Genomic DNA, 23,832 nt, shown 5'->3' on the forward strand with positions numbered 1-23,832 from the left:
AGCGAGGTGCCCCGTGGCCGAGACCGACCGCACGTCCATGCCCGAGAGCACCGGTTCCGGCGCCCGCGTGACGATCGCGGAGATCGCCCGTGAGGCGGGGGTGTCGGTGGCGACGGTCTCCAAGGTCCTCAACGGCCACGCGCATGTCGCCGACGCCACCCGGCAGCGCGTCGAGTCGCTGCTGGAGAGCCACAACTACGTGCGGCGCCGCAGCCGTCCGACCCACACCGTCGGGCTGATCGACCTGGTCATCAACGAGCTGGACAGCCCCTGGTCGGTCGAGGTGGTGCGCGGGGTCCAGGAGGCCGCCGCCCAGCACGACACCGGTCTGGTGGTCACCGCCGTGCACGGCAGGCCCGCGGACACCCTGCGCTGGCTGGACAACCTCACCAAGCGGGGCAGCGACGGCGTCATCCTGGCCGTCACGGTCCTGGCCGAGGCCCAGCGGCGCAAGATCCAGGAGCTGGGCGTCCCGCTGGTCGTCATCGACCCGGTCGGCAACCCCGACGCCTCCATCCCGTCGGTCGGCGCGACCAACTGGCACGGCGGCCTCGCCGCGACCCAGCACCTGCTCGGCCTCGGCCACCGCCGGATCGGCGTGATCACCGGCCCCGAGGACGTCCTCAGCGCCCGCGCCCGCCTCGACGGCTACCGCGCCGCCCTGGAGAGCGCCGGGATCGGCGTGGACCCCCGGCTGGAGGTGCGCGGCGACTTCCACCACGGGACCGGCATCACCGGCGCCGAGCACCTGCTCGCGCTGCCCGAGCCGCCCACCGCGATCTTCGCCAGCAGCGACCTCCAGGCGCTCGGCGCCTACGACGCGGTCCGCCGCGCCGGGCTGCAGGTCGGGCGGGACATCAGCGTCGTCGGCTTCGACGACCTGCCCGTCGCCTCCTGGGCGTCCCCGCCGCTGACCACCGTGCGCCAGCCGCTCAGCGACATGGCCACCATGGCCGCGCGCATCGTCCTGCGGGGCGTCGACGAGGTGCTGCCCGGCGGGATGCGCCGCCTGGAGCTGGCCACCACCCTCGTCGAACGGCAGAGCACCGGCCACCCTCCGGCCCACTGATCCGAGGCGGCGCCACAGGGCGATCCGGTCGGGGCATTGACGTGTCCCCGGTGCGCTTCTACGGTTCCGGATCGGAAACTGACGGATAGTTTCCGATTCTCGGAACCTCTTCTCGCACGCACAGCATGCGCCAGCGCACCGTGCCGGTCACGGCACCCGCACCCCCACCGCATCCACCGCCGGGGAGATCCGCCTTGAGACTTCGCGCCGCCCTCGTGGCATCCACCGCCTCACTGGCCGCCGTACTCGCCCTGCTCACCACGGGCACGGCGACCGGAACCACCACGCCCACCGCACCCATCGCGGCCCTGACCGCCCGCAACCTGCCCGCCGACGGCAGAATCCTGCCCGTCATGGGCCAGGACTCCGACACCCTGTCCGACTACAAGACGCAGGTCCTCGACAACAGCGCGCTGGGCGCCCCGAGACCCGGCGGCGTCACGCTCTACACCAACCTCGTCGAGGGCGGCAGCCCGGCGCCGCTGGCCGGTGTGTTCTCCCCGGCGAACTGGGGCAGCGGCACGGTCGACTTCGGCAGGACGCTCTCCCAGTACCCGGGCGCGTCCCTCGCCGTCGGCCTCTACCTGTCCGACGCCACCTCGGGCTGCGTCAACAAGCCGCTCCGGGCCCTCATCGGCCGCACCGACGCCGACATCACCCCGCAGCTCACCCAGCAGTACCGGGGCGACCTCGACCGGCTGCTGAACCAGTTCAAGACCTGGAACCGCCCGGTGTTCCTGCGGATCGGCTACGAGTTCGACGGGCCGTGGAACTGCTACAACAGCGACTACTTCAAGCAGGCGTTCCAGTACGTCAAGGGCCGCATCGACGCGCTCGGCGCCACGAAGGTCGCCACCGTCTGGCAGACCGCCGCCTGGCCGCTGAACACCTCGCCGGACCATCCCGAGTACCACTACACGGTCACCGACCCGAACCACCTGAACCCCTGGTACCCCGGTGACGGTTACGTGGACTACGTGGGGCTCTCCGACTTCTACAACGCCGGTTCCCTGGCCACCCAGTGGGGCTGCAGCCGGTACGACATCAGCCCCGTCACGCTGCAGAACCGGGTCCTCGACTTCAGCCGCGCCCACGGCAAGCCAGTCATGGTCGCGGAGGCCGCGCCGCAGGGCTACAGCACCTCCGCCCCGACCAAGAGCTGCATCATGCGCAAGAGCCCGCAGGCCACCAGCGCCGCCACACTGCTGAACGAGTGGTACGCGGGCTACTGGTCCTGGATCGAGGCCAACCGGGACGTCGTCCGGGTCGCCGCGTACATCAACACCAACTGGGACTCCCAGACCCAGTGGCAGTGCGCCGACGGCGCCGCGGCGGGCGGTCCCGGCTGCGCCAACGGCTACTGGGGCGACTCCCGTATCCAGGCGAACCCGGCCGTCCGGGACAGCTTCCTGGGTGAGCTGCGCAAGTGCTACTTCGTCGGCGGCGCCAGCGGGTCCTGCACGGGCGGGGGCACGACACCGCCCCCGACCACACCGCCCCCGGCCGGTGACTACACCCAGGGGGTGGCCACCGGCGGCGACGGCGGCCGCACGATCTGGTTCAAGCCCACGACGGGCGCGGAGTCCTTCGTCGCGGTCCACTACGCCATCGACGGCGGCAGCACGCTGAACTACATGGCCACCTACAACAGCTCCACCGGCCGCTGGGAACTACCGGTCAGGGTGGCCGCCGGGCACACGCTCACGTACTCCTTCGACTACCAGCCCACTACGCAGACGTACCAGATCACCACGCAGACCTACTCCTTCACCGGCTGAGTCCGGCGCCGTCGGCCGGCGTCGCCTCCCCTAGGGCGACGCCGAGCCGGTCGGCGACGGTGGTGAGGGCGGGGCCCAGCGGGAGGGCGACCCGTGCGCGGGCGTGGACGTCGCCCCGGGTCGGGTCCAGGTTGACGACGAGCACCGGCTTCCCGGCCTTGGCCGCCTGGCGGACGAAGCGGAGCCCGGACATCACCGTCAGCGAGGAGCCCAGCACCAGCAGCGCGGCCGCCTCGTGGACCAGGGCGCGGCAGTGCTCGACCCTCGGGACCGGGACGGACTCGCCGAAGAACACCACGTCCGGCTTGAGAACGCCGCCGCAGACCGTGCAGGGCAGGACGCGGAAGTCCCCGACCTGGTCGTCGGTGAGGTCGGCGTCGCCGTCCGGGTTGATCCCGGCGGCCACCGGGTCGAAGCCGGGGTTCGCCTCCTCCAGGCGCGCGGCGAGGACGCGGCGGGCGCTGACGTCGCCGCAGGAGAGGCAGACGACACGGTCGAGGCTGCCGTGGAGTTCCACCACGTCCTCGCTCCCGGCCGCCTGGTGCAGGCCGTCGACGTTCTGCGTGATCACGCCCGAGAGCAGGCCGTGCCGTCCGAACGCGGCGACCGCCCGGTGCCCGGCGTTGGGGCGGGCCCGGCCGAAGGTGCGCCAGCCGAGGTGGCTGCGGGCCCAGTACCGGCGCCGGGCCTGGGGTCCGGCGGTGAAGTCCTGGTAGGTCATCGGGGTGTGCCGACTCAGGCTCCCGCCCTCGCCCCGGTAGTCGGGGATGCCGGACTCCGTGGAGATGCCCGCCCCGCTGAGGACGAGCACCCCGCCCGCGCCCAGCGCCTCGACGACCGGCTCCGGATCAGTGATGCCCGGCGGCAGCTCCCCGCTCGGGGTCCAGCTCAACGTAGGACGCATGCGCATACTGCAAGAGTAAGGAACGCGCCCCCGGTGCCCGCCCGGCGCGTCTTCGCTGCCCGCCTCGCGCGCCTTGTAGCTTCCTCCGAGCCGCCCCGCGACGCTGGCCTGCACGAATCGCCAGTACACTCGGTCCACGTGACTTCAGCGCCCGTCAAGCCCCGCATCCCCAACGTCCTCGCCGGACGGTACGCCTCCGCCGAGCTCGCCACGCTCTGGTCGCCCGAGCAGAAGGTGAGGCTGGAGCGGCAGCTCTGGCTCGCCGTGCTGCGTGCCCAGAAGGACCTGGGCATCGAGGTGCCGGACGAGGCGATCGCCGACTACGAGCGCGTCCTCGACACCGTGGACCTGGCCTCCATCGCCGAGCGCGAGAAGGTCACCCGGCACGACGTGAAGGCGCGGATCGAGGAGTTCAACGACCTCGCCGGGCACGAGCACGTCCACAAGGGCATGACCTCGCGCGACCTCACCGAGAATGTCGAGCAGCTGCAGATCCGGCTTTCCCTGGAGCTGGTCCGCGACCGCGCGGTGGCCGTGCTGGCCCGCCTCGGCAGGCTCTCCGGCGAGTACGCCGAGCTGGTCATGGCCGGGCGCTCGCACAACGTGGCCGCGCAGGCCACCACCCTGGGCAAGCGCTTCGCCACCGCCGCCGACGAGCTGCTGGTGGCCTACGGCCGGGTCGACGAGCTGCTGGGCCGCTACCCGCTGCGCGGCATCAAGGGCCCGGTCGGCACCGCGCAGGACATGCTGGACCTGCTGGGCGGGGACGCGGCCAAGCTGGCCGAGCTGGAGCAGCGCATCGCCCACCACCTGGGCTTCGGCCAGGCGTTCACCTCGGTCGGCCAGGTCTACCCGCGCTCGCTGGACTACGAGGTCGTCACCGCGCTGGTGCAGCTGGCGGCGGCGCCGTCCTCGCTGGCCAAGACGGTCCGGCTGATGGCCGGGCACGAGCTGGTCACCGAGGGCTTCAAGCCGGGCCAGGTCGGCTCGTCCGCGATGCCGCACAAGATGAACACCCGCTCCTGCGAGCGCGTCAACGGCCTGATGGTGATCCTGCGCGGCTACGCCTCGATGACCGGCGAGCTGGCGGGCGACCAGTGGAACGAGGGCGACGTGTCCTGTTCGGTGGTGCGCCGGGTCGCGCTGCCGGACGCGTTCTTCGCGCTGGACGGCCTGCTGGAGACGTTCCTGACCGTGCTCGACGAGTTCGGCGCCTTCCCGGCCGTCGTCGCCCGCGAGCTGGACCGCTACCTGCCGTTCCTCGCCACCACCAAGGTGCTGATGGGCGCGGTGCGCGCGGGCGTGGGCCGCGAGGTCGCGCACGAGGCGATCAAGGAGAACGCGGTGGCCACCGCGCTCGCCATGCGGGAGCAGGGCGCCGAGCGCAACGACCTGCTGGACAAGCTCGCCGCCGACGACCGGCTGCCGCTGGACCGCGAGCAGCTGGCCGCGCTGATGGCGGACAAGCTCTCCTTCACGGGCGCCGCCGCCGACCAGGTCGGTGTGGTCGTGGGCCGGATCGAGGAGATCGCCAAGCAGCGCCCGGAGGCGGCCGGTTACACCCCCGGAGCGATCCTCTGACCTCCTTCAGCCAGGCGGAACTGGAGGCCGCCCGCGACCGTCTCGTCCCCGACGTGCTCGCGGACGGCCTCCATGTCCTGTTCTGCGGCATCAATCCGGGCCTGATGTCGGCGGCCACCGGCCACCACTTCGCCCGCCCCGGCAACCGCTTCTGGCCGGTGCTGCACCGCTCCGGCTTCACCCCGCGCCAGCTGAAGCCCGCCGAGGAGCGCGAGCTGCTCTCCTACGGCCTCGGCATCACCAACGTGGTGGCCAGGGCGTCGGCCCGCGCGGACGAGCTGTCGCCCGAGGAGTACGTCGAGGGCGGTCGGCTGCTGGCCGCCAAGGTGGAGCGGTGCGCGCCCCGCTGGCTGGCCGTGGTCGGGGTGACCGCGTACCGGGCGGCCTTCGGCGACCGCAAGGCCCAAGTGGGACCGCAGGAGCGGACGTTCGGGGAGACCCGGGTGTGGGTGCTGCCCAACCCGAGCGGCCTGAACGCCCACTGGACGGTGGCGGGCATGGCGGAGGAGTTCGCGCGACTGCGCGAGGCGGCCGGGGACTAGGGCGGCGCCGTACGGGTGACCGTGGCGAGGAGGTGTGTCTCGTCGGCCTCGTCCCGGTCGGCCACGCCGACGGCCAGCCAGACCGTGCCCGTCTGCCAGACGTCGAGTTCGTCGGTGCGCAGGCAGAGGGTGGCCCAGGGTTCGGGTATCTCTTCGCCGCGTGCGAGGCGTAGGCGGAGGGTGAGCTGGCCCCAGGGCGGTGCCTCGCCCCAGCGGGCGCCGAGGCGCTGGGCTATCGCCTCGCGGAGGGCGTGGAGGTCGTCCGCAGCCGGTCCCGGCCGACCTCCGTCGAGTTCCACGGTGTGGTGCCCGGCCCCGCCCGCCGGGAGGTCCCGCGTGCGGAGCCGGTCGATGGCGGCCAGATGCCGTGCGACGACGTCCATGTGTTCCAGTAAAGCCGCCGCCACTGACAATTGGCGGTGTGTCAGGCGTCCCGCCGCCGCACGCTCCACGCGCCCGCGCCCAGTGCCGCCGCCGCCCACAGCGCGGTCACGGCGAGCCCGGTCCAGGGGCCGAGCGGGCCCTCGGAGGTGCTGTGCAGGGCGAGTTGGCCCGCCCGGTCGGGCAGGAGGTCGGCGGCGCCGGAGTCCAGGTCCCCGACGACGAAGGACACGATCAGCAGGAACGGGATCAGCAGCCCCAGCGTGCCGACCCCGCTGCGCAGCACGGCCGCGAGTCCGGCGGCGAGGAGCGCCATCAGCGTCAGGTACAGCGCGCAGCCAACCACCCCGCGCAGCCCCTCCGCCCAGGTGAGCCCCACCGCCACACTCCCCACGGCGAGCGTCACCAGCCCGGTGAGCAGTCCCACCGCGAGCACCGGCAGCGCGACGGCGACGGCCTTCGCGGCGAACCAGCGCGTCCGGTCCGGCACCGCCGCGAGCGTCAGCCGCAGCGCGCCGCCCCGGTACTCGCCGGACACCGCCAGCGCGCCGAAGGACACGGCGGCGACCTGGCCGAGGCTGACGCCGAAGAACACCGCGTACAGCGGGTCGGAGTGGTCCGACCGGGCGGCGGTGACCGAGGAGAAGGCCACGGTGACGAGGAGCACCGCGGTCAGGGCGCCGAGCAGCGACCGCAGCGTACGGATCTTGATCCACTCGGCGTGCAGTACGGGGACGAACGGCATGGTCAGACCTCCTGCGGCTGTGCGATGAACTCGGCCTGGTCGGCCGTCAGATCGAGGTACGCCTCTTCCAGGCTGGCTTCCTGGGCGGCGAGTTCGAGTACGGGCAGCCCCGCCTCGGCCAGGAGACGCCCGAGGTCGTCCCCGCGCGCGTGCCGTACGGTCCAGGTGCCGTCCGCCGCCCGCTCCCCCTCGTGCCCGTGCCGGGCGAGGAGCGCGCCGAGCGCGTCGGCGTCGGTGGTGCGGACCCGGACCCGGGGGCGCACGCGGGCGTCGATGAAGTCGCGTACCGGGGTGTCGGCGAGGAGGCGGCCCCGGCCGAGGATGACGAGGTGGTCCGCGAACACGGCGGTCTCGCCCATCAGATGGCTGGAGACCAGGACCGTACGGCCTTCCGCGGCGAGCCCACGCAGCAGGGTGCGGACCCAGACGATGCCCTCGGGGTCGAGGCCGTTGGCGGGTTCGTCGAGCAGGATCACCTCGGGGTCGCCGAGCAGGGCGGCGGCGATGCCGAGCCGCTGGCGCATGCCGAGGGAGAAGGTGCGCACCCGGCGCCGGGCCACGGAGGCGAGGCCGGTCCGCTCCAGCACCGCGCCGACGCGGGCCGCGGGGAGGCGGTTGCTCACGGCGAGGGCCAGCAGGTGGTCGTGGGCGGTGCGGGAGCCGTGCGCGGCGTTCGCGTCCAGCAGGGCGCCCACCCGGCGCAGCGGGTCGCGGAGTCCGGCGTAGGGGCGGCCGTCGAGGGTGGCGGTGCCGGAGGTGGGGCGGTCGAGGCCGAGGACGAGGCGCATGGTGGTGGACTTGCCCGCGCCATTGGGGCCGAGGAAGCCGGTGACCCGGCCGGGGCGGACGGTGAGGGTCAGGCGGTCGACGGCGCGTCTGCCGCCGTACTCCTTGGTGAGGTCGCGGAGTTCGATGCTGGTCATGGCACGAGCCTCGCCGGGCGGGCGGCCGCAGCGCCTCCCCCGCGGGCGGGGACCCGCTCCCCCGCGCGGGGGAGGCCACGGGCGGGGCGCCGCTGTCAGGATGGCCGCATGGTCCGCTTCCTGCGCCCGCTGCTGCGCGGGACGACGTACACGCGCCTGCTGCATCTGTGGCTGCCCATGCTGAGCGTGGCGTTCTGGATGTTCATCGACCCGCGCACCCCGTGGGCGCCCGCGCTGTTCCTCGTTCCCCTCGCTCTGATTCCGGCCGTACGGCGAGGTGAGGGCGTGCAGGCGCGGCTGCTGCTGACGCCCGGCGAGACGGACTCCGGCATCTCCGAAGAGCCTGCGGTGAGTTGGCGGGACCGGGGGCGCACGCTGCTCTGGCTGGAGCTGCGGATGCTGCTCGGCGCGGTGGCCATGTTCGCCACGGTGCGCTTGCCGATCCTCGCCTTCGAGCTGGCGATGTGCGCGTGGGGCCCGCCGCCCTCCTCCCTGGACGGACTCGCGCCGCACCGGGCCTACGCCCTGCTGACCCCGCTCCCCCTCCTCGCGCTGTACGGCGTGGTGCTCGGTCTCGGCGCGCTGATCACCCGGTGTGCGCGGTGGCTGCTGGGTCCGTCGGCGGCCGAGCGGCTGGCCGCGCTGGAGGAGCGGACCGAGCAGCTGCTCGAACGGACCCGGATCGCACGGGAGTTGCACGACTCGATCGGGCACGCGCTGACCGTGGCCGTGGTGCAGGCGGGTGCCGCGCGGGCGGCCGGTGACCCGGAGTTCACCGGGCGGGCGCTGGCCGCCATCGAGGAGACGGGCCGGGCCGCGCTGGAGGATCTGGAGCGGGTGCTCGGGGTGCTGCGGGAGGCGGAGCGGCCGGTGAGCGCCCGGCCGACGCTGGCGGACGCGGGCCGCCTGCTGGAGTCGGCGCGGGCCTCGGGCGCGAAGGTGGACTTCGAGGTGACGGGCGCGGTGGAGTCACTGCCGGGCCCGGTGTCCCGCGAGGGCTACCGCATCCTCCAGGAGGCGCTGACGAACGTCCTGCGGCACGCGGGCGCCGTCCCGGTGCGGGTACGGGTGACCGTCGGCGGGCGCGAACTCGCCCTGGAGATAGGCAATCCCCTCCCGGCGGGACTGCCCGGAAGCAGCGGCGGCAGCGGGCTGCGCGGAATACGGGAGCGGGCCGCCCTCCTCGGCGGCAGCGCCCACACCGGCCCGGAGGCGGGCGACTGGCTGGTCCGTGCCGAGCTTCCCCTGGGCTGATCTACGCTGGCCGGATGCCGGTCACCGTACTCCTCGTCGACGACGAACCCCTGGTCCGCGCCGGTCTGCGGGCCGTCCTCGGGGCGCAGAGCGACATCGAGGTGGTCGGCGAGGCGGCCGACGGGGCGGCCGTGATCCCGCTGGTGCGCTCCCTGCGCCCGGACGTGGTGGCGATGGATGTCCGGATGCCGCTGCTGGACGGCATCGAGGCGACCCGCGCGGTACTGCGCACGGTGCCCGATCCGCCGAAGATCCTGGTGATCACCACCTTCGAGGACGACGAGTACGTCTACGAGGCGCTGCGCGCGGGTGCGGACGGGTTCCTGCTGAAGCGGTCCCGTCCGGAGGAGATCGTGCACGCGGTACGGCTGGTGGCGGCGGGCGACTCGCTGCTGTTCCCGGCGTCGGTGAGGCAGTTGGCGGCCCGGTACGGCCCGGACCGGGCCCCCGCCGAGCCGTTGGCGGGGGCCCGGCTGACCGAGCGGGAGGCGGAGGTGCTGCGGCTGATGGCGCGCGGGCTGACCAACGCGGAGATCGCCGCGCGGCTGGTGGTGGGGGCGGAGACGGTGAAGTCCCATGTGAGCGCCGTACTGGCGAAGTTGGGTGCGCGGGACCGCACCCAGGCGGTGATCGCGGCCTACGAGTCGGGATTCGTCGCGCCCCGGTGACCGCCCGGCCCTCGCCGGGGTGGTCGGGGCCGAGTACGATCCGCCCCACACACGCCCGCGAGCTGGGAGGACGGACCGTGGGGCAGTTGACCGGTGGTGATCCCTCGCTGCTGCGAAGGATCAATTCCGCGGTGGTGCTGCGCGCGCTGCGCGACACCGACTGCGCGACGCTCACGGAGATCACCCGGGCCACCGGGCTGTCCCGGCCCACCGTCGAGGGTGTCGTGGAGGGCCTGGCGGAGGCGGGGCTCGTGGTGGAGCGGGCGGCCGAGGCGGGCACCGCGCGCCGTCAGGGGCGGCCCGCGCGCCGGTTCCGGTTCCGGGCCGAGGCGGGGCATCTGCTAGGGCTGGAGATCGGCGCCCATCGGGTGGTCGCGGTCGTCTCCGACCTGGACGGCCGGGTGCTGGGCACGCAGACCAGGGAGGTCGACGAGAAGGCACCGGCCGACGAGCGGCTGGAGCGGCTGCGCGCGACGGTCGCCGAGCTGCTGCGCCGGACCGGGGTGGCGCGGAACTCGCTGCGCGCCGTGGGTGTCGGCACACCCGGCATCGTGGAGGCCGACGGAACGGTTCGCCTGGGCACCGCGCTGCCCCAGTGGACCGGCCTGCGGCTGGGCGAGCGGCTCAGCCGCTCCTTCCGGTGCCCGGTGCTGGTGGAGAACGATGCCAACGTGGCCGCGGTGGCCGAGCACTGGCAGGGCGCCGCGAAGGACACCGGCGACGTGGTGTTCGTGCTGGCCGGGCTGAGTCCGGGCGCGGGCTCCCTGATCGGGGGTCGGCTGCACCGGGGGTACGGCGGGGCGGCCGGGGAGATCGGCGCGCTGCATCTGCTGGGCCGGGGGGCGACCCCGGAGGCGCTGCTGTCCACCACGGACGAACCGCTGCCGCCGCTGGACGAACAGGCGGTCACGCATGTCTTCGCGCTGGCCCGCGAGGGCGACGGCTCGGCGCTGGCGGCGGTGGAGCGGTTCATCCAGCGGCTGGTGCACGACGTGGCCGCGCTGGTCCTCGCGCTCGATCCGGAGCTGGTGGTGGTCGGCGGCTGGGCGGCCGGACTGGACGGCGTCCTCGATCCGCTCCGCCGCGAGCTGGCCCGCTACTGCCTGCGGCCGCCCGCCGTGACCCTGTCCCTGCTGGGTGAGGCGGTGGTGGCCACCGGCGCGCTGCGGCTGGCGCTGGACCATGTGGAGCGGCAGCTGTTCGCGGTCGAGGGCGCCGTGGGGGCGTGAAGCCCCCGCGCGGGGCGCCCGGATGCCGCGCGCCCCGGTGGAGTACCGGGGCGCGACGGGATGTGCGGTGCGGTCAGGAGGCGCGCCGTTCGGGGTCGTGGTGTATCTCGACGTCCGGGGTGTCGCCGAAGGTGAGGCGGCAGGTGTCGGCGCGGTAGGTCGCCACGCCGAGCGCGGCGATGCGGCCGCGCGCCTTGAACCGGGTGGTGACGACGAGGACGGGCGAGCCGGGCAGCCGGTCCAGTTCCCTCGCGTCCTCGGCACCGGCCGAGCCCAGCTCCACCGCCCGTTCCTGGCCGTCGAGTTCGAGGCGCTGGAGTTCACGCAGCACCGCACGCGCGCGGGCCGGACCGGAGGGCGCGTCGATCGCGCTCAGGTCGGGCACCGAGGCGGCCGGGATGTACAGCAGCTCGGTGGCGACCCGCCGCCCCTGCGACATCCGGGACCGGCGTACGAGGTGCACCTCCGCGTCTCCGGTGTCCAGGGCCGCCGCGACCGGGGCGGGCGGTACGGCCCGCTCGCAGTCCATGGGCTGCCAGGCGTCGTCACCGGTACCGGGCCAGGTGTGCCGCCCGGTGCCGAGGGCGACGCCGACCCGCGGCGGCGCGACGGTCGTACCGACGCCCCGGCGGCGCTGCAGCCGTCCCTCCAGCTCGAGTTGCTCCAGCGCCTGCCGGAGCGTGGCGCGGGCGACGCCGAACCGGGCGGCGAGATCGCGCTCGTTCGGCAGGATCTCCCCGACCGAGAACTCGGAGTCCAGTGCCTCGCTCAGTACGGTCTTGAGGTGCAAGTACTTCGGTTCCGGCACCGTTTCCAGTTGCGTGGTCCCCACCCTGTCCTCCGCAAGTGCCGTGCTCCGGCGGTTTTGGCGCCCTTGTTTATTAAAGGTTGTTGCAGTTCTTTGCGACCATAGGGCGGCCCTGATGCTTGGTCAAGACCAATTGTCCCATCCCTGCCCGCTCGCCCGGTGGCCGGGTGACCAAGCGTTCACATGGAGTTCGCACGCCGAGGGGAGTCGCCCTCGGCGAGTACGCGCAGCTTGTCGGGGTTGCGGATGATGTAGACGGCGCTGATCGCGCCGTCGGTGATACCGAGCTGGAACAGGGTGTCCGGCCTGCCCTCGGACAGCACGAGCACCGCGGCACCGCCGTTGACCTCGATGAACCGCACCGTCATGTCCGGCAACGGCTTCGTGCCGACGGCGGCCAGGAACCGCCCCACCTTGTCGGCGCTGAACAGCACCCGCACCGGCGCCTTCGCCTTGCCGCCGCTGTCGCCGACCAGACGGGCGTCGGGAGCGAGCAGGGACATCAGTCCGTCGAGGTCACCCTCCGTGGCCGCCGCGAGGAACCGCTCGGTCAGCTTCCGGCGCTGGGCGGGGTCCACGTCGTAGCGCGGCCGGCGCTCCTCCACGTGTCTGCGGGCCCGCGCGGCCAACTGCCGTACCGCGGGCTCGCCCCGTTCCAGCAGCTCCGCGATCTCGGCGTACGGATAGCCGAACGCCTCCCGCAGCACGAACACCGCCCGCTCCAGCGGGGACAGCGACTCCAGTACGACGAGGACGGCCACGGAAACGGAGTCGGCGAGCAGCGCCCGGTCGGCGGTGTCCGGGACGGTGTCGCCGAAGTCGGTGGGGTAGGGCTCGGGCAGCCAGGGGCCGACGTACGCCTCGCCGCGCGAGGTGACCTGGCGGAGCCGGTCCAGGGCCAGCCGGGTGGTGACGCGGACCAGGTAGGCGCGGGGTTCGCGGACCTCGGTGCGATCGGCGCGGGACCAGCGCAGCCAGGCGTCCTGCACCACGTCCTCGGCGTCCGCGACACGGCCCAGCATGCGGTAGGCGACGCCCGTCAGGAGCGGCCGGTTCTCTTCGAAGACATCGATCGCGGTCTCGGTCGTCACGCCTCCCATCCCATCCCGGCGTGCCCGCCGGTGTCCAGACGAATTCGGTCCATCCTGGCGCGTTCCGGAGCATGGGGGGGGGCGGGGCGCGAGGTCTGCGGGAGAGTTAAGATCATCCGCTCGTACACCATGATCGAGGGGGAACTGTCATGAGTATCCGCGACGCCGTGGTCAGCGCCGAGGGTGACCGCATGCGCTGGGTGGAGCTGCCGGGGGGCGAAGCGCCCCGCGTCTACCTGCACGGTCTGGGCGCCACCGCGTCCGCCTACTTCGCCGAGGCCGCCGCCCATCCGCTGCTCGCCGGGCACCGCACGCTGCTGGTCGACCTGCTGGGGCACGGTCTGAGCGACCGGCCGCAGGACTTCGACTACAGCCTCGAGTCGCACGCCGACGCACTGGCCACCGCGCTGACCGCGGCCGGGGTGACGGGGGCCGAGCTGATCGGGCACAGCATGGGCGGGTCCGTCGCCGTCGTGCTGGCGGACCGGCATCCGGAACTGGTCTCCCGCCTGGTGCTGATCGACGCCAACCTCGATCCGGTCGACCCCGCACCGGCGGCCGTCGCCAGCGGCAGCATCGCGTCCTACTCCGAAGCGGAGTTCGTGGCCGGCGGATGGGAGAAGTTGCGGGACCGGGTCGGTCCGTTCTGGTGGGCCACCATGCGCCTGACCGACCGTACGGCCCTGTACCGCAGCGCCAGGCGGCTCGCCCGCGGCACCGTCCCCACGATGCGGGAGATGCTGGTGCGCTCGCCCGTTCCGCGCACCTTCCTCTACCCCGAGGCCGACGGGCCGCTGCCCGGTGAGGACGAGCTGCGGGAGGCCGGGGTGTCCGTGGTGGCGGTCGCGGACTGCGGCCACAACATCATGATGGACGCCCCGGAAGCCTTCGCCAGCCTGGTCGCGGCGGCGCTCGCGGCCTGAGAGCACCGGAGTTTCGCGACACGGCACCGGAGGGCTACCCGCCGGTAGCAATTGCTGACAAGCTGTCTACGGCCCCTGTCAGCAGCCGTACCGAGGAGCGACACATGTCCGCCACCGTCTCCTTCAAGGTTCCCGCCCCGGCCGGGACGAAGGATGTGACCGTCTCGTACCAGCGGGTGGGGCGGGGTGAACCGCTGGTGCTGCTGCACGGCATCGGGCACCACCGCCAGGCGTGGGACCCGGTGGTGGACATCCTGGCCACCGAGCGCGAGGTGATCGCCGTGGACCTGCCCGGCTTCGGCGCCTCGCCGGACCTGCCGGACGGCCTCACCCACGATCTGCCGACCATCAACTCCGTGCTGGGCGCGCTGTTCGAGGCGCTGGACCTGGACCGCCCGCACGTGGCCGGGAACTCGCTGGGCGGGCTGCTCGCGCTGGAACTGGGCCGGGAGAGGACCGCACGGTCCGTCACCGCGCTGGCCCCGGCCGGGTTCTGGACCGAGGCCGAGCGGCGGTACGCCTTCGGGATGCTGCTCACCATGCGCGGGCTCGCCCAGCGGCTGCCGCTGCCCGTGGTGGAGCGGCTGTCCCGCAGCGCGGTCGGCCGTACCGCGCTGACCAGCACCATCTACCGGCGCCCCGCGCGCCGGGCTCCGGAGGCGGTGGTCGCCGAGACGCTGGCGCTGGCCGGGGCCACCGCGTTCGAGGCGACACTGCGCACCGGTAACACCGTGCGGTTCACCGACGCGCTGGCGGGCGTTCCGGTCACCGTGGCCTGGGGCGCCCATGACCGTATTCTGCTGCGCCGCCAGGGGGTGCGGGCCAAGCGGATCATTCCGCACGCCCGGCTGGTGCGGCTGCCCGGCTGCGGGCACGTCCCGATGAGCGACGACCCGGCGCTGGTCGCCCGCGTCATCCTCGACGGCAGCAGCCGGGCGGCCGGGGTCTGACGTCCCGTACCCTCGAAGGCGTGTCGCGCGCCGGCGTCATCCCCCGGAGCGCGGCACGCCAACTGCTGTGCTGAGCAGTGGCTTTGACGGGTCGTCCGCTGGCGGTAGAAAGCGCGACGAATTCGGGCACAACCACGCTTTACCCATCGGTCACAGAGCGTTCGTGATCACGCAACACCATTCCTGCACAGTGGCCGCATGACTGCGGACATCTCTCGAACGAACCGGTCGAACCTGCCGAACCGGCAGAACCGGCCATCGACCCGGACCCGGCACGGACGGCCCGTGCACCACTGGCGGCGCGACCTCGTCGAACTCGCGGCGCTGTTCACGGCCGTCGCGGTGGCCGACGCGGTGGCGAACCTGATCGGACACGGCCCCGACGGTCCCGCCCTGCTGCTGATCTCGGCGCTCGCGCTGGCGGCGACGGCCGGGTTCCACACCTGGTGGGCTCGGCGCCATGTGCACGCACCTCCTACCGGCGAGGCAGGCGATACCGGCGCCCGGCCGAGCGCACCCGCGCACTCGGCCGGGCCGTCCGCGCAGGCCGGGCCCGGCGTCCTGTGGCGGATGCGGACGACCGTGCGGGACGAACCCGGTTCACTGGCCGCGCTGTGCACGGCGCTGGCCACGCACCGGGTCGACATCCTGAGCCTCCAGACGCACCCGCTGGCCGACGGCACGGTGGACGAGTTCCTGCTGCGGGCGCCGGACGCCCTGACCGCCGCCGAACTGACCCGGGTGATCGCGGAGTCGGGCGGCAACAGCACCTGGATCGAGCGGGCCGACGCCCATGACCTGGTCGACGCCCCCACCCGCGTCCTGAGCCTCGCCACCCGCACCGCGCTGGACGCCGCCGAACTCCCGCTGGCGCTGCGCCAGTTGCTGGGCCGGTGCACGATCCGCTCGCTGCCCGCCGGTACGGGCGGCGAGCCGGTGCCCGCCGAAGGGGTGCTGGAGGACACCGTGCTGCGGCTGCGCGCGCCGGGCGGGGGCGTGCTGAGCGTGGAGCGGCCGTATCTGCCGTTCACCCCGACCGAGTTCGCGCGGGCGCGGGCGCTGGTGGAGCTGGACAGCCGCCTCGGCCCGCGCATCCCGCGCTCGCGTGACGTACTGACGCTGCCCGAGGGCAACGCCATCACCGTGCGCCGGGTCGACACCGGAGACCTGGACGCGGCCCGGGCGATGCACGAGCGCTGCTCGGACCGCACCCTCGACCTGCGCTACCACGGGCCGGTGCGCGACGCCGACCGCTATCTGAACCACCTGCTCAGCCCGCGCTTCGGCCGCACCCTGGCGGCGCAGACCGCCTCGGGCCGCCTGGTGGGCCTCGGCCATCTGCTGTGGGACGGCGAGGAGACCGAGGTCGCCCTGCTGGTCGAGGACGACTGGCAGCGGCGCGGTGTCGGCACCGAACTGCTGGAACGGCTGGTGCGGATGGCGGTGGACGCGGGCTGCGCGAGCGTGTACGCGGTGACCCGGTCCGCCAACACCGGGATGGTCGCGGCTATGCGCGGCCTCGGGCTGCCCCTGGACTACCAGGTCGAGGAGGGCACCCTCGTGATCACCGCCCGCCTGTCCCCGGCCCGCTCGGGCGCCCCTTCGCGGAGCGACGACGAGCAGCTCCGACTCTGATCTCCCGGTACGGCGGACGGCCCGGCGGTGACCAGCCGCCGGGCCGTCGTCATGGGAACTCCCGTCACTAAAGGCTCAGTTGACGGCCTCGTACAGCGGTACCGGCGCCGGGACCTGCTCCCCCAGCGCGCCGGACAGGTCCGCCCACAGGTCCTCGGTGTCCTCCAGGCCGACCGAGAGCCGCAGCAACCGGTCGCCCACCCCGGCGTCCTGCCGGTCGGCGGAGTCCACGATGCGGTGGCTGATGGACGCCGGGTGCTGGATGAGGGTGTCGACGCTGCCCAGGCTGACCGCCGGGGTGATCAGCCGGACCCGGGCGATCACCTCGTGCGGGTCGCCGTGCGTCTCGAACGCGACCATCGCGCCGCCCAGCTTCGGGTAGTGGACGCGGGCCACCCGCGGGTCGGTGGCGAGCCTGCGGGCCAGCTCGGCGGCGGTCGCGGAGGCCGCGCGGACCCGGACCGGCAGCGTGGTCAGCCCGCGCAGCAGCAGATACCCGGCGAGCGGATGCAGCACCCCGCCGGTGGCGAACCGCACCTGCCGCAGCTGCCCGGCGAACTCCTCGTCGCAGGCCACCACGCCCGCCATCACGTCACCGTGCCCGCCGAGGTACTTGGTGGCGCTGTGCAGCACCAGCCGCGCGCCGTGCTCGGCGGGGCGCTGCAGCACGGGCGTGGCGAAGGTGTTGTCGACGAGCAGCGGCACGGTCCCGCAGGAGTGGGCGACCGCCCGGATGTCGACCTCGGTGAGGGTCGGGTTGGCCGGGGACTCGACCATGACCAGCCCGGTGTCGGGGCGCAGCGCGTCCGTGATCCCGGCCGGGTCGGTCCAGGTGACCTCGGTGCCGAGCAGCCCGGCGGTCAGCAGGTGATCGCTGCAGCCGTACAGCGGCCGGACGGCGACGACATGGCGCAGCCCGGCCGCCGAGCGGGCGAGCAGCACCGCGCTGAGTGCGGCCATGCCGCTGGCGAACGCGACGGCGGACTCGGTGCCTTCGAGGCGGGCGAGTCCGGTCTCGAAGCGGGCCACGGTCGGGTTGCCGAGCCGGGCGTAGACGGGCTGTCCCGCGGGGAGGATGCCCTCGGCCGCGAAGGCGTCGATGCGGGCGGCCTCCTCCCGGCTGTCGTGGGAGGGGTAGGTGGTGGACAGGTCGATGGGCGGGGTGTGCAGGCCCTGTGCGGTCAGGTCCTCCCGTCCGGCGTGCACGGCCTCGGTGGCCAGTGCCCTGCGTACGGTGTCGGCGGCGCCGTTGCTCGCTGATTCCATGACCGAAGGGTGAACACCGGACGGGTTCAGGGGGCGAACACCCGTGTTACGTTCGGCCGATGGACGCCTCCGTCGTACTGGACCCGGTGGATCTGCGGCTGCTCCGGCTGCTGCAGAACGACGCCCGGACCACGTACCGCGATCTCGCCGCGCGGGTGGGGGTGGCGCCGTCGACCTGTCTGGACCGGGTGGCCCGGCTGCGCCGGTCGGGCGTGATCCTCGGCCATCAGCTGCGGCTGGACCCGGCGAAGCTGGGCCGGGGTCTGCAGGCCCTGCTGTCGGTGCAGGTCAGGCCGCACCGGCGGGAGTTGGTGGGGCCGTTCGTGGAGCGGGTGCGGGCGTTGCCGGAGGCGCGGACGGTGTTCCATCTGACCGGCCCGGACGACTATCTGGTGCATGTGGCGGTCGCCGACATGGCCGACCTCCAGCGGCTGGTGCTGGACGAGTTCACCTCGCGGCGTGAAGTGGCGCGGGTCGAGACCCGGTTGATCTTCCAGCAGTGGGAGTGCGGGCCGCTGCTGCCGCCCGGTCATGCCGAGAGCTGAAAACACCGGTGCACGGGTGACGCGGACGCGGCTCCGGTACCAGGATGGGCGCCATGTCCGACACCAAGAGCTTGCTGCCCCGTCAGGTCGCCGACGCCTATGTGGACGACCTCATCGCACTCGACCCGGTCACCGGCACCTACCTCGGCGTACGGGAGAGTTCCAGCCGGTTGCCCGACTACTCCCCCGCGGGCCAGGACGCGCTGGCCGACCTGGCACGTACGACGCTCGCCCGGCTGGACGAGGCCGAACGGCTGCCCGGCGCGGACAGTGACGCCGAGCGCCGCTGCGGGCGGCTGCTGCGCGAGCGGCTGACCGCCGAGCTGGCCGTGCACGACGCGGACGAACAGCTGCGCGCGGTCGGCAACATGCACACGCCCGGCCACTCCGTGCGGGACATCTTCTCGGTGACCCCGCAGGAGACGGAGGAGGACTGGGCGGCGATCGCCGAGCGGCTGCGCGCGGTCCCGGCCGCCTACGAGGGCTACCGCGCCTCCCTCGCCCTCGGTCTGGAGCGCGGCCTGCACGCGGCGCCCCGGCCGACGGCCACCTTCGTCGAGCAGCTCACCGAGTGGGCGGACACCGGCGAGGGACGCGGCTGGTTCGAGGACTTCGCCGCGGCCGGTCCCGAGGCGCTGCGCGCGGAACTGGACGAGGCGGCCCGCGCGGCAACGGCCTCGGTGGCCTCCCTGCGCGACTGGATGCGGGACGTGTACGCCCCGGCCGTCGCGGACGCCCCGAACACGGTGGGCCGCGAGCGGTACGCGCGCGGCGCCCGCTACTTCAACGGCACCGACCTGGACCTGGACGAGGCGTACGCCTACGGCTGGGCGGAGTTCCACCGGCTGCTCGGCGAGATGGAGAAGGAGGCGCAGAAGGTGCTGCCGGGCGCGGAGACGCCCTGGGTGGCGCTGGCGCACCTGGACGAGCACGGGCGGCACATCGACGGCGTGGACGAGGTCCGGGAGTGGCTCCAGGGCCTGATGGACCGGGCCATCGCGGACCTGGACGGCACCCACTTCGAACTCGCCGAGCGGGTACGGCGGGTGGAGTCCCGTATCGCCCCGCCGGGCGGGGCCGCTGCGCCGTACTACACGGGTCCCTCGGAGGACTTCTCCCGGCCGGGCCGGACCTGGCTGCCGACGATGGGCGAGACCCGGTTCCCGGTGTACGACCTGGTCTCCACCTGGTACCACGAGGGCGTGCCCGGCCATCACCTGCAGATCGCGCAGTGGGCGCATGTCGCGGAGAACCTGTCCCGCTACCAGGCCACGGTGGGCATGGTCAGCGCCAACGCCGAGGGCTGGGCGCTGTACGCCGAGCGGCTGATGGACGAGCTGGGCTATCTCACGGACGCGGAGGAGCGGCTCGGCTATCTGGACGCGCAGATGATGCGCGCGGTCCGGGTGATCATCGACATCGGTATGCACCTGGAGCTGGAGATCCCGGCGGACTCGCCGTTCCACCCCGGTGAGCGGTGGACGCCGGAGCTGGCGGAGGAGTTCTTCCGGGCGCACAGCAGCCGTCCGGCGGACTTCGTGGTGAGCGAGCTGACCCGCTATCTGACGATGCCGGGCCAGGCGATCGGCTACAAGCTGGGCGAGCGGGCCTGGCTGCTGGGCCGGGAGCGGGCGCGGGAGCGGCAGGGCGACGCCTTCGACCTCAAGGCGTGGCACATGGCGGCGCTGTCCCAGGGTTCGCTGGGCCTGGACGACCTGCTGGACGAGCTGTCCCGGCTCTGACTCGGCCGTACGGCTCTCTCCGGGTGGCGTGGCCCCCGTACCGGCTGCTTGCTGGTGCGGGGGCCGTCGCTCGATGGAGGTGGGCCGCTCATGCAGCGCAACAGGCCGGGTCAGCGGGCGCTCGAGACGCCTCGGGCGGCCGGGCTGGCCGGGGTGGTGTTCGCGCTGCTGCTGGCGGCGACGATCGTGCTGATGCGGCTCGGCATCCCGGAGGGCGTCGACGCGGTCGGCGCCGAGGGGTTCACCGACTCCGCGCGGCGGGACGCGGTGCGCACGGCGCTGGCGCTGATCCCGTTCGCGGGCATCTTCTTCCTGTGGTTCCTCGGCGCGGTGCGCGCGCATGTGGGGGACGTGGAGGACCGGTTCCTGGCGACGGTGCTGCTGGGCAGCGGGCTGGTCTTCACCGCGATGCTGTTCGGCGCGGCCGCCTCGGCAACGGCGGTGCTGGCCGTGGCGCACCCCGCGGGCAGCACCCCGTCGCTCGCCACCTGGGACTTCGGCCGCCATTTCGCGTACACGCTGATGACGGACTACGCGATGCGGATGGCGGCGGTCTTCGTGTCCTCGATGTCGGTGATCGGCAAGCGGATGGGCGTGCTGCCGCGCTGGCTGACCGTGGTCGGCGCCGTGACCGCGCTGCTGCTGCTCTTCGTCTCCTCCACCGTGCCCTGGGCGGAGCTGGTCTTCCCCGCCTGGTCGCTGCTGCTGAGCGTGCACATCCTGCTGGTCAGCGGGCGTCGGCGGCGGGTGACCCTGACCTGACCCCGCTCACCCGATCGGCGCGTCCCGGCGCGCGGCCCCCGCACCCACACCCCGATGCTTGCGGTCGGGGGACGACCGGAGCAGGCCACCGGAAAGGGCGCAGCGTCGATGCGGATCGTCGTCGATCTCAACAAGTGCCAGGGATACGCCCAGTGCGCGTTCCTCGCCCCCGACGTGTTCACCATGCACGGCGAGGAGGCGCTGCTGTACAACCCGCTCGCCGCCGAGGAGCACCGGGACGCGGTCGCCCGCGCGGCCGCCGCCTGCCCGGTGCAGGCGATCACGGTGGAGGGATTGCACGAGGGCGCGCCCGTCGAGCCCGTGCAGGTCCTCACCGGTGCCCCCTGGGAGCCGCGCGATGGCCGCTGACTACCTGGACTGGCTCCGCCGCGAGGGCCGGATCGTGATCGTCGGCGCCTCGCTGGCCGGACTCCGGGCCGCCGAGACGCTCCGCGAGGAGGGCTTCACCGGCTCCCTCACCCTGATCGGCGACGAACCGTACGAGCCGTACGACCGGCCGCCGCTGTCCAAGTCGGTGCTGCTGGGCAAGGCGTCGCCGGAGCACACCGAGCTGCCCCGGCGCAGGCACCTGGACGCCGAGTGGCGGCTCGGTGTCCCGGCGGCCGGGCTGGACCTGACGGGCAAGCGGGTGCTGCTGGCCGACGGCGAGGAGGTGGAGTACGACCGGCTGCTGATCGCCACCGGGGTGCGCGCCCGGCCCTGGCCGGTGGCGGAGGAGGCCGAGCTGGACGGCGTGTTCGTGCTGCGCACCCGGGACGACGCGGTTGCCCTCACCGAGCGGCTGCGGGCCGGGGCGAAGCGGGTCGTGGTGATCGGCGCCGGGTTCGCCGGGTCGGAAGTGGCCTCCGCCTGCCGGGAGATGGGCCTGGAGGTCACCGTCGCGGAGCGTGCGGGCGCCCCGCTGGTGGGCGCGCTCGGCGGGGTGGTCGGGGCGGTCGCCGCCGACCTCCAGCTGGAGAACGGCGTCGACCTGCGCACCCATGTCACCGTGACCGCGCTGGAGGGCGACCCGATGGGCCGGGTGCGGTCGGTGCACCTGTCGGACGAGAGCGTGGTCGAGGCGGACGTCGTGGTGGTCTCGCTGGGATCGCTGCGTAACACCGAGTGGCTGACCGGGTCGGGGCTGGGCGCCGGACCGCGCGGCATCGCCAGCGACGCGGGCTGCCGGGCGTTCGACTTCCGGGGGATCGTCACCGACGACGTGTTCGTCGCCGGGGACGTGGCCCGCTCCCCGCACGCGCTGTTCGGCTACCAGTTCCTGTCGCTGGAGCACTGGGGCAACGCGGTCGCGCAGGCGGAGACGGCCGCCCACAACATGATCTGCCCCGCCTCCGACCGGCGCCCGCACATGTGGATGCCCGCCTTCTGGTCCTCTCAGTTCGGGGTGAACATCAAGTCGGTGGGCGTGCCGCCCATGGGCGAAGAGCTGATGATCATCCAGGGGTCCACGGCCGAGCGTCGGTTCGTCGGCGTGTACGGGTACAAGGGCCGGATCGTGGCCGCCGTGACCTTCGACAACGCGCGCTGGCTGGAGTACTGCCAGCGGCAGATCGAGCAGGGCGCGCCGTTCCCGGTGGAGTACCCGACGATGGACCGGCGCCCCGAGGGACGCAAGGCGGTACCGGCGGACTTCCCCGACCCGGCCCTGCCGACCCACGGCCCGACCGTGACCCTCAGCGGTTACTCACCGGCCGACCGTCGGCTGGTCTTCACCCCCGCCCACCACTGACCGCCGTCCGGCCCCGCCGCCTCCCCGATGCCCCAAGGACCTGTCATGACCGAACCCTCGCTGGTGGCCCGGATCACCGACTTCGCCAACCGCGCCGACCCCTACCCGCTCTACACCGAGCTGCGCCGCACCCCGGTGCTGCACGAGGAGCAGGACGGCCCGTACGTCATCTCCTCGTACTGGGACATCGAGAGCCTGCTGCACGACCCCCGGATCAGCTCGGACGCGGCGAATCTGGCGGCGGCGGGCGCGGACGAGCTGAACCAGGCGGAGAACACCGGGCTGCCGCCGTCGTTCATCCGGCTGGACCCGCCGGAGCACGACCGGCTGCGGCGGATCGCCAACAGCGCGTTCGGGCCGCCGCACGAGCCGCGCCGGATCGACGACATGCGGGACGAACTGCACGGCATCGTGACCGAGCTGATCGACGGGCTCGCGGGCGAGACCGAGATCGACCTCGTGGACCAGTTCGCCTACCCGTTCCCGGTGACGGTGATCTGCAGGCTGCTCGGGGTGCCGCGCGAGGACGAGCCCCGGTTCCGGTCCTGGGTGGACCCGCTGGTGGCGAGCCTCGACCCGGAGACCCGGCAGGGCGCGGACCCGGAGTTCGTGAAGACGGCGCAGGAGGCGCGGACCCAGCTCGGCATGTATCTGGCCGGGCTGGTGGAGGAGCGCGCCAAGGACCCGCGCGACGACATGCTGTCCGACCTGGCCGCCGGGAAGGGGCCGGACGGCGCGATGACCATGATGGAGGTGCTCAGCACGGCCGTCCTGCTGCTGATCGCCGGTCACGAGACCACCGTCAACCTGATCACCAACGGGGTGCTCACCCTGCTGCGGCACCCCGAGTACCTCCAGCGGCTGCGGGAGGAACCGGACTTGGCGGTGAACATCGTGGAGGAGCTGCTGCGTTACGAGCCTCCGGTGCAGCTCGTGCCGCAGCGCACCTGCATCACCGACATCGAGGTGCGCGGGGTGACCATCCCCAAGGGCTCGCGGATCTGGCTGATGCTGGCGGCGGGCAACCGGGACCCGGAGCGCTTCAAGAACCCCGACCGCTTCGACCCCGACCGGGACGACCTCCAGCATCTCGGCTTCGGCAGCGGCATCCACAGCTGCTTCGGCGCGCCGCTGGCCCGGCTGGAGACGCAGATCGCGCTGGCCGAGCTGGCGCGGCGGCTGGAGAACCCGCGGCTGGTGGCGGACCCGCCGCCGTACCGGCCGAACGCGGTGCTGCGCGGGCCGCGCCATCTGCCGCTCGCCATCGACGGGTTGCGGCCCTGACC

Annotated in this window: 23 protein-coding genes; 16 read left to right on the forward strand and 7 right to left on the reverse strand. The window is 73.4% G+C overall.

All coding sequences use genetic code 11. The annotated features are described in order from the left end of the window. Window positions 1-13 precede the first annotated feature (13 nt). Both ACI2LY_RS22295 and ACI2LY_RS22300 read left to right on the forward strand, forming a co-directional pair. Complete coding sequence (locus ACI2LY_RS22295; protein WP_404708678.1) at window positions 14-1,069, forward strand: LacI family DNA-binding transcriptional regulator; 1,056 nt, start codon at window positions 14-16, stop codon at window positions 1,067-1,069. Between the two features lie 215 nt (window positions 1,070-1,284). Next, complete coding sequence (locus tag ACI2LY_RS22300; RefSeq protein ID WP_404708679.1) at window positions 1,285-2,847, forward strand: endo-1,3-beta-xylanase; 1,563 nt, start codon at window positions 1,285-1,287, stop codon at window positions 2,845-2,847. Here ACI2LY_RS22300 and ACI2LY_RS22305 read toward each other — a convergent pair. After that, a complete protein-coding gene (locus ACI2LY_RS22305) occupies window positions 2,837-3,757 on the reverse strand; it encodes an NAD-dependent protein deacetylase (RefSeq protein WP_404708680.1) in 921 nt (306 codons plus the stop codon). The two genes, ACI2LY_RS22300 and ACI2LY_RS22305, sit on opposite strands and share 11 nt — an antisense overlap. Window positions 3,758-3,889: 132 nt before the next feature. Between ACI2LY_RS22305 and purB the strand changes: the two genes are divergently transcribed. After that, window positions 3,890-5,332: an adenylosuccinate lyase gene (purB, locus tag ACI2LY_RS22310; RefSeq protein WP_393593533.1), complete on the forward strand. Its 1,443-nt coding sequence runs from the start codon at window positions 3,890-3,892 to the stop codon at window positions 5,330-5,332. Window positions 5,333-5,385: 53 nt separating this feature from the next. Then, window positions 5,386-5,874, forward strand: a complete 489-nt coding sequence (gene mug, locus ACI2LY_RS22315) for a G/U mismatch-specific DNA glycosylase (RefSeq protein WP_388999358.1) — start codon at window positions 5,386-5,388, stop codon at window positions 5,872-5,874. Here mug and ACI2LY_RS22320 read toward each other — a convergent pair. From ACI2LY_RS22320 to ACI2LY_RS22330, 3 genes are read right to left on the reverse strand one after another with little or no spacing between them, the layout of a single operon-like run. Continuing rightward, window positions 5,871-6,257 carry a hypothetical protein gene (locus tag ACI2LY_RS22320; RefSeq protein WP_404708681.1) on the reverse strand — a complete coding sequence of 129 codons (387 nt, stop codon included), beginning with the start codon at window positions 6,255-6,257 and terminating at the stop codon, window positions 5,871-5,873. The two genes, mug and ACI2LY_RS22320, sit on opposite strands and share 4 nt — an antisense overlap. Window positions 6,258-6,298: 41 nt before the next feature. Next, window positions 6,299-7,000 (reverse strand): ABC transporter permease, encoded by a 702-nt coding sequence (locus ACI2LY_RS22325; protein ID WP_404708682.1) that lies wholly within the window; start codon window positions 6,998-7,000, stop codon window positions 6,299-6,301. Between the two features lie 2 nt (window positions 7,001-7,002). After that, on the reverse strand, window positions 7,003-7,923 hold the full coding sequence (locus tag ACI2LY_RS22330; protein WP_404708683.1) for an ATP-binding cassette domain-containing protein: 921 nt from the start codon (window positions 7,921-7,923) through the stop codon (window positions 7,003-7,005). 108 nt (window positions 7,924-8,031) lie between these two features. Between ACI2LY_RS22330 and ACI2LY_RS22335 the strand changes: the two genes are divergently transcribed. The 3 genes from ACI2LY_RS22335 (at window position 8,032) to ACI2LY_RS22345 (ending at window position 11,074) form a co-directional block, all read left to right on the forward strand. After that, window positions 8,032-9,177: a sensor histidine kinase gene (locus ACI2LY_RS22335; protein WP_404708684.1), complete on the forward strand. Its 1,146-nt coding sequence runs from the start codon at window positions 8,032-8,034 to the stop codon at window positions 9,175-9,177. Between the two features lie 14 nt (window positions 9,178-9,191). Next, complete coding sequence (locus tag ACI2LY_RS22340) at window positions 9,192-9,845, forward strand: response regulator (protein ID WP_404708685.1); 654 nt, start codon at window positions 9,192-9,194, stop codon at window positions 9,843-9,845. Between the two features lie 77 nt (window positions 9,846-9,922). After that, window positions 9,923-11,074 (forward strand): ROK family protein, encoded by a 1,152-nt coding sequence (locus ACI2LY_RS22345; protein WP_404708686.1) that lies wholly within the window; start codon window positions 9,923-9,925, stop codon window positions 11,072-11,074. 73 nt (window positions 11,075-11,147) lie between these two features. Here ACI2LY_RS22345 and ACI2LY_RS22350 read toward each other — a convergent pair whose 3' ends face one another. Continuing rightward, on the reverse strand, window positions 11,148-11,906 hold the full coding sequence (locus ACI2LY_RS22350) for a GntR family transcriptional regulator (RefSeq protein ID WP_388999379.1): 759 nt from the start codon (window positions 11,904-11,906) through the stop codon (window positions 11,148-11,150). Between the two features lie 155 nt (window positions 11,907-12,061). After that, window positions 12,062-12,973 carry an RNA polymerase sigma-70 factor gene (locus ACI2LY_RS22355; protein ID WP_404708687.1) on the reverse strand — a complete coding sequence of 304 codons (912 nt, stop codon included), beginning with the start codon at window positions 12,971-12,973 and terminating at the stop codon, window positions 12,062-12,064. A gap of 149 nt (window positions 12,974-13,122) precedes the next feature. Here ACI2LY_RS22355 and ACI2LY_RS22360 point away from each other — a divergent pair, with 149 nt between their 5' ends. From ACI2LY_RS22360 to ACI2LY_RS22370, 3 genes are all read left to right on the forward strand, one after another. Continuing rightward, window positions 13,123-13,896 carry an alpha/beta fold hydrolase gene (locus ACI2LY_RS22360; RefSeq protein WP_404708688.1) on the forward strand — a complete coding sequence of 258 codons (774 nt, stop codon included), beginning with the start codon at window positions 13,123-13,125 and terminating at the stop codon, window positions 13,894-13,896. Between the two features lie 104 nt (window positions 13,897-14,000). Continuing rightward, the gene (locus ACI2LY_RS22365) at window positions 14,001-14,846 is read left to right on the forward strand and encodes an alpha/beta fold hydrolase (RefSeq protein ID WP_404708689.1); all 846 of its coding nucleotides are present in this window, start codon (window positions 14,001-14,003) and stop codon (window positions 14,844-14,846) included. A gap of 285 nt (window positions 14,847-15,131) precedes the next feature. Further along, window positions 15,132-16,481: a GNAT family N-acetyltransferase gene (locus ACI2LY_RS22370; RefSeq protein WP_404708782.1), complete on the forward strand. Its 1,350-nt coding sequence runs from the start codon at window positions 15,132-15,134 to the stop codon at window positions 16,479-16,481. Window positions 16,482-16,556: 75 nt separating this feature from the next. On the opposite strand, the gene ACI2LY_RS22375 is transcribed toward ACI2LY_RS22370, so the two are convergent. Beyond that, the gene (locus tag ACI2LY_RS22375; RefSeq protein ID WP_404708690.1) at window positions 16,557-17,747 is read right to left on the reverse strand and encodes a trans-sulfuration enzyme family protein; all 1,191 of its coding nucleotides are present in this window, start codon (window positions 17,745-17,747) and stop codon (window positions 16,557-16,559) included. Between the two features lie 59 nt (window positions 17,748-17,806). Between ACI2LY_RS22375 and ACI2LY_RS22380 the strand changes: the two genes are divergently transcribed. The 6 genes from ACI2LY_RS22380 (at window position 17,807) to ACI2LY_RS22405 (ending at window position 23,830) form a co-directional block, all read left to right on the forward strand. Beyond that, the gene (locus ACI2LY_RS22380) at window positions 17,807-18,292 is read left to right on the forward strand and encodes an Lrp/AsnC family transcriptional regulator (RefSeq protein WP_404708691.1); all 486 of its coding nucleotides are present in this window, start codon (window positions 17,807-17,809) and stop codon (window positions 18,290-18,292) included. A 53-nt stretch (window positions 18,293-18,345) separates the two neighbouring features. Then, window positions 18,346-20,034, forward strand: a complete 1,689-nt coding sequence (locus ACI2LY_RS22385; RefSeq protein ID WP_404708692.1) for a DUF885 domain-containing protein — start codon at window positions 18,346-18,348, stop codon at window positions 20,032-20,034. A 90-nt stretch (window positions 20,035-20,124) separates the two neighbouring features. Further along, window positions 20,125-20,796 (forward strand): hypothetical protein, encoded by a 672-nt coding sequence (locus tag ACI2LY_RS22390; RefSeq protein WP_404708693.1) that lies wholly within the window; start codon window positions 20,125-20,127, stop codon window positions 20,794-20,796. 108 nt (window positions 20,797-20,904) lie between these two features. Beyond that, complete coding sequence (locus ACI2LY_RS22395; RefSeq protein ID WP_164192385.1) at window positions 20,905-21,165, forward strand: ferredoxin; 261 nt, start codon at window positions 20,905-20,907, stop codon at window positions 21,163-21,165. Continuing rightward, window positions 21,155-22,546 carry an NAD(P)/FAD-dependent oxidoreductase gene (locus ACI2LY_RS22400; RefSeq protein ID WP_404708694.1) on the forward strand — a complete coding sequence of 464 codons (1,392 nt, stop codon included), beginning with the start codon at window positions 21,155-21,157 and terminating at the stop codon, window positions 22,544-22,546. The genes ACI2LY_RS22395 and ACI2LY_RS22400 overlap by 11 nt, the downstream gene beginning before the upstream one ends. 45 nt (window positions 22,547-22,591) lie before the next feature. Next, window positions 22,592-23,830: a cytochrome P450 gene (locus ACI2LY_RS22405; RefSeq protein WP_404708695.1), complete on the forward strand. Its 1,239-nt coding sequence runs from the start codon at window positions 22,592-22,594 to the stop codon at window positions 23,828-23,830. Window positions 23,831-23,832: the final 2 nt, after the last annotated feature.

The sequence above is a fragment of the Streptomyces sp. NPDC002176 genome, assembly GCF_044903645.1.
GTDB lineage: Bacteria > Actinomycetota > Actinomycetes > Streptomycetales > Streptomycetaceae > Streptomyces.

What these genes read in the sequence shown, in the direction of transcription:
- ACI2LY_RS22305 (WP_404708680.1), bottom strand. Translation starts at nt 3,757, where the DNA reads ATGCGCATGCGTCCTACGTTGAGCTGGACCCCGAGCGGGGAGCTGCCG.
- ACI2LY_RS22320 (WP_404708681.1), bottom strand. Translation starts at nt 6,257, where the DNA reads ATGGACGTCGTCGCACGGCATCTGGCCGCCATCGACCGGCTCCGCACG.
- ACI2LY_RS22325 (WP_404708682.1), bottom strand. Translation starts at nt 7,000, where the DNA reads ATGCCGTTCGTCCCCGTACTGCACGCCGAGTGGATCAAGATCCGTACG.
- ACI2LY_RS22330 (WP_404708683.1), bottom strand. Translation starts at nt 7,923, where the DNA reads ATGACCAGCATCGAACTCCGCGACCTCACCAAGGAGTACGGCGGCAGA.
- ACI2LY_RS22335 (WP_404708684.1), top strand. Translation starts at nt 8,032, where the DNA reads ATGGTCCGCTTCCTGCGCCCGCTGCTGCGCGGGACGACGTACACGCGC.
- ACI2LY_RS22340 (WP_404708685.1), top strand. Translation starts at nt 9,192, where the DNA reads ATGCCGGTCACCGTACTCCTCGTCGACGACGAACCCCTGGTCCGCGCC.
- ACI2LY_RS22360 (WP_404708688.1), top strand. Translation starts at nt 13,123, where the DNA reads ATGAGTATCCGCGACGCCGTGGTCAGCGCCGAGGGTGACCGCATGCGC.
- ACI2LY_RS22365 (WP_404708689.1), top strand. Translation starts at nt 14,001, where the DNA reads ATGTCCGCCACCGTCTCCTTCAAGGTTCCCGCCCCGGCCGGGACGAAG.
- ACI2LY_RS22375 (WP_404708690.1), bottom strand. Translation starts at nt 17,747, where the DNA reads ATGGAATCAGCGAGCAACGGCGCCGCCGACACCGTACGCAGGGCACTG.
- ACI2LY_RS22380 (WP_404708691.1), top strand. Translation starts at nt 17,807, where the DNA reads ATGGACGCCTCCGTCGTACTGGACCCGGTGGATCTGCGGCTGCTCCGG.
- ACI2LY_RS22385 (WP_404708692.1), top strand. Translation starts at nt 18,346, where the DNA reads ATGTCCGACACCAAGAGCTTGCTGCCCCGTCAGGTCGCCGACGCCTAT.
- ACI2LY_RS22390 (WP_404708693.1), top strand. Translation starts at nt 20,125, where the DNA reads ATGCAGCGCAACAGGCCGGGTCAGCGGGCGCTCGAGACGCCTCGGGCG.
- ACI2LY_RS22395 (WP_164192385.1), top strand. Translation starts at nt 20,905, where the DNA reads ATGCGGATCGTCGTCGATCTCAACAAGTGCCAGGGATACGCCCAGTGC.
- ACI2LY_RS22400 (WP_404708694.1), top strand. Translation starts at nt 21,155, where the DNA reads ATGGCCGCTGACTACCTGGACTGGCTCCGCCGCGAGGGCCGGATCGTG.
- ACI2LY_RS22405 (WP_404708695.1), top strand. Translation starts at nt 22,592, where the DNA reads ATGACCGAACCCTCGCTGGTGGCCCGGATCACCGACTTCGCCAACCGC.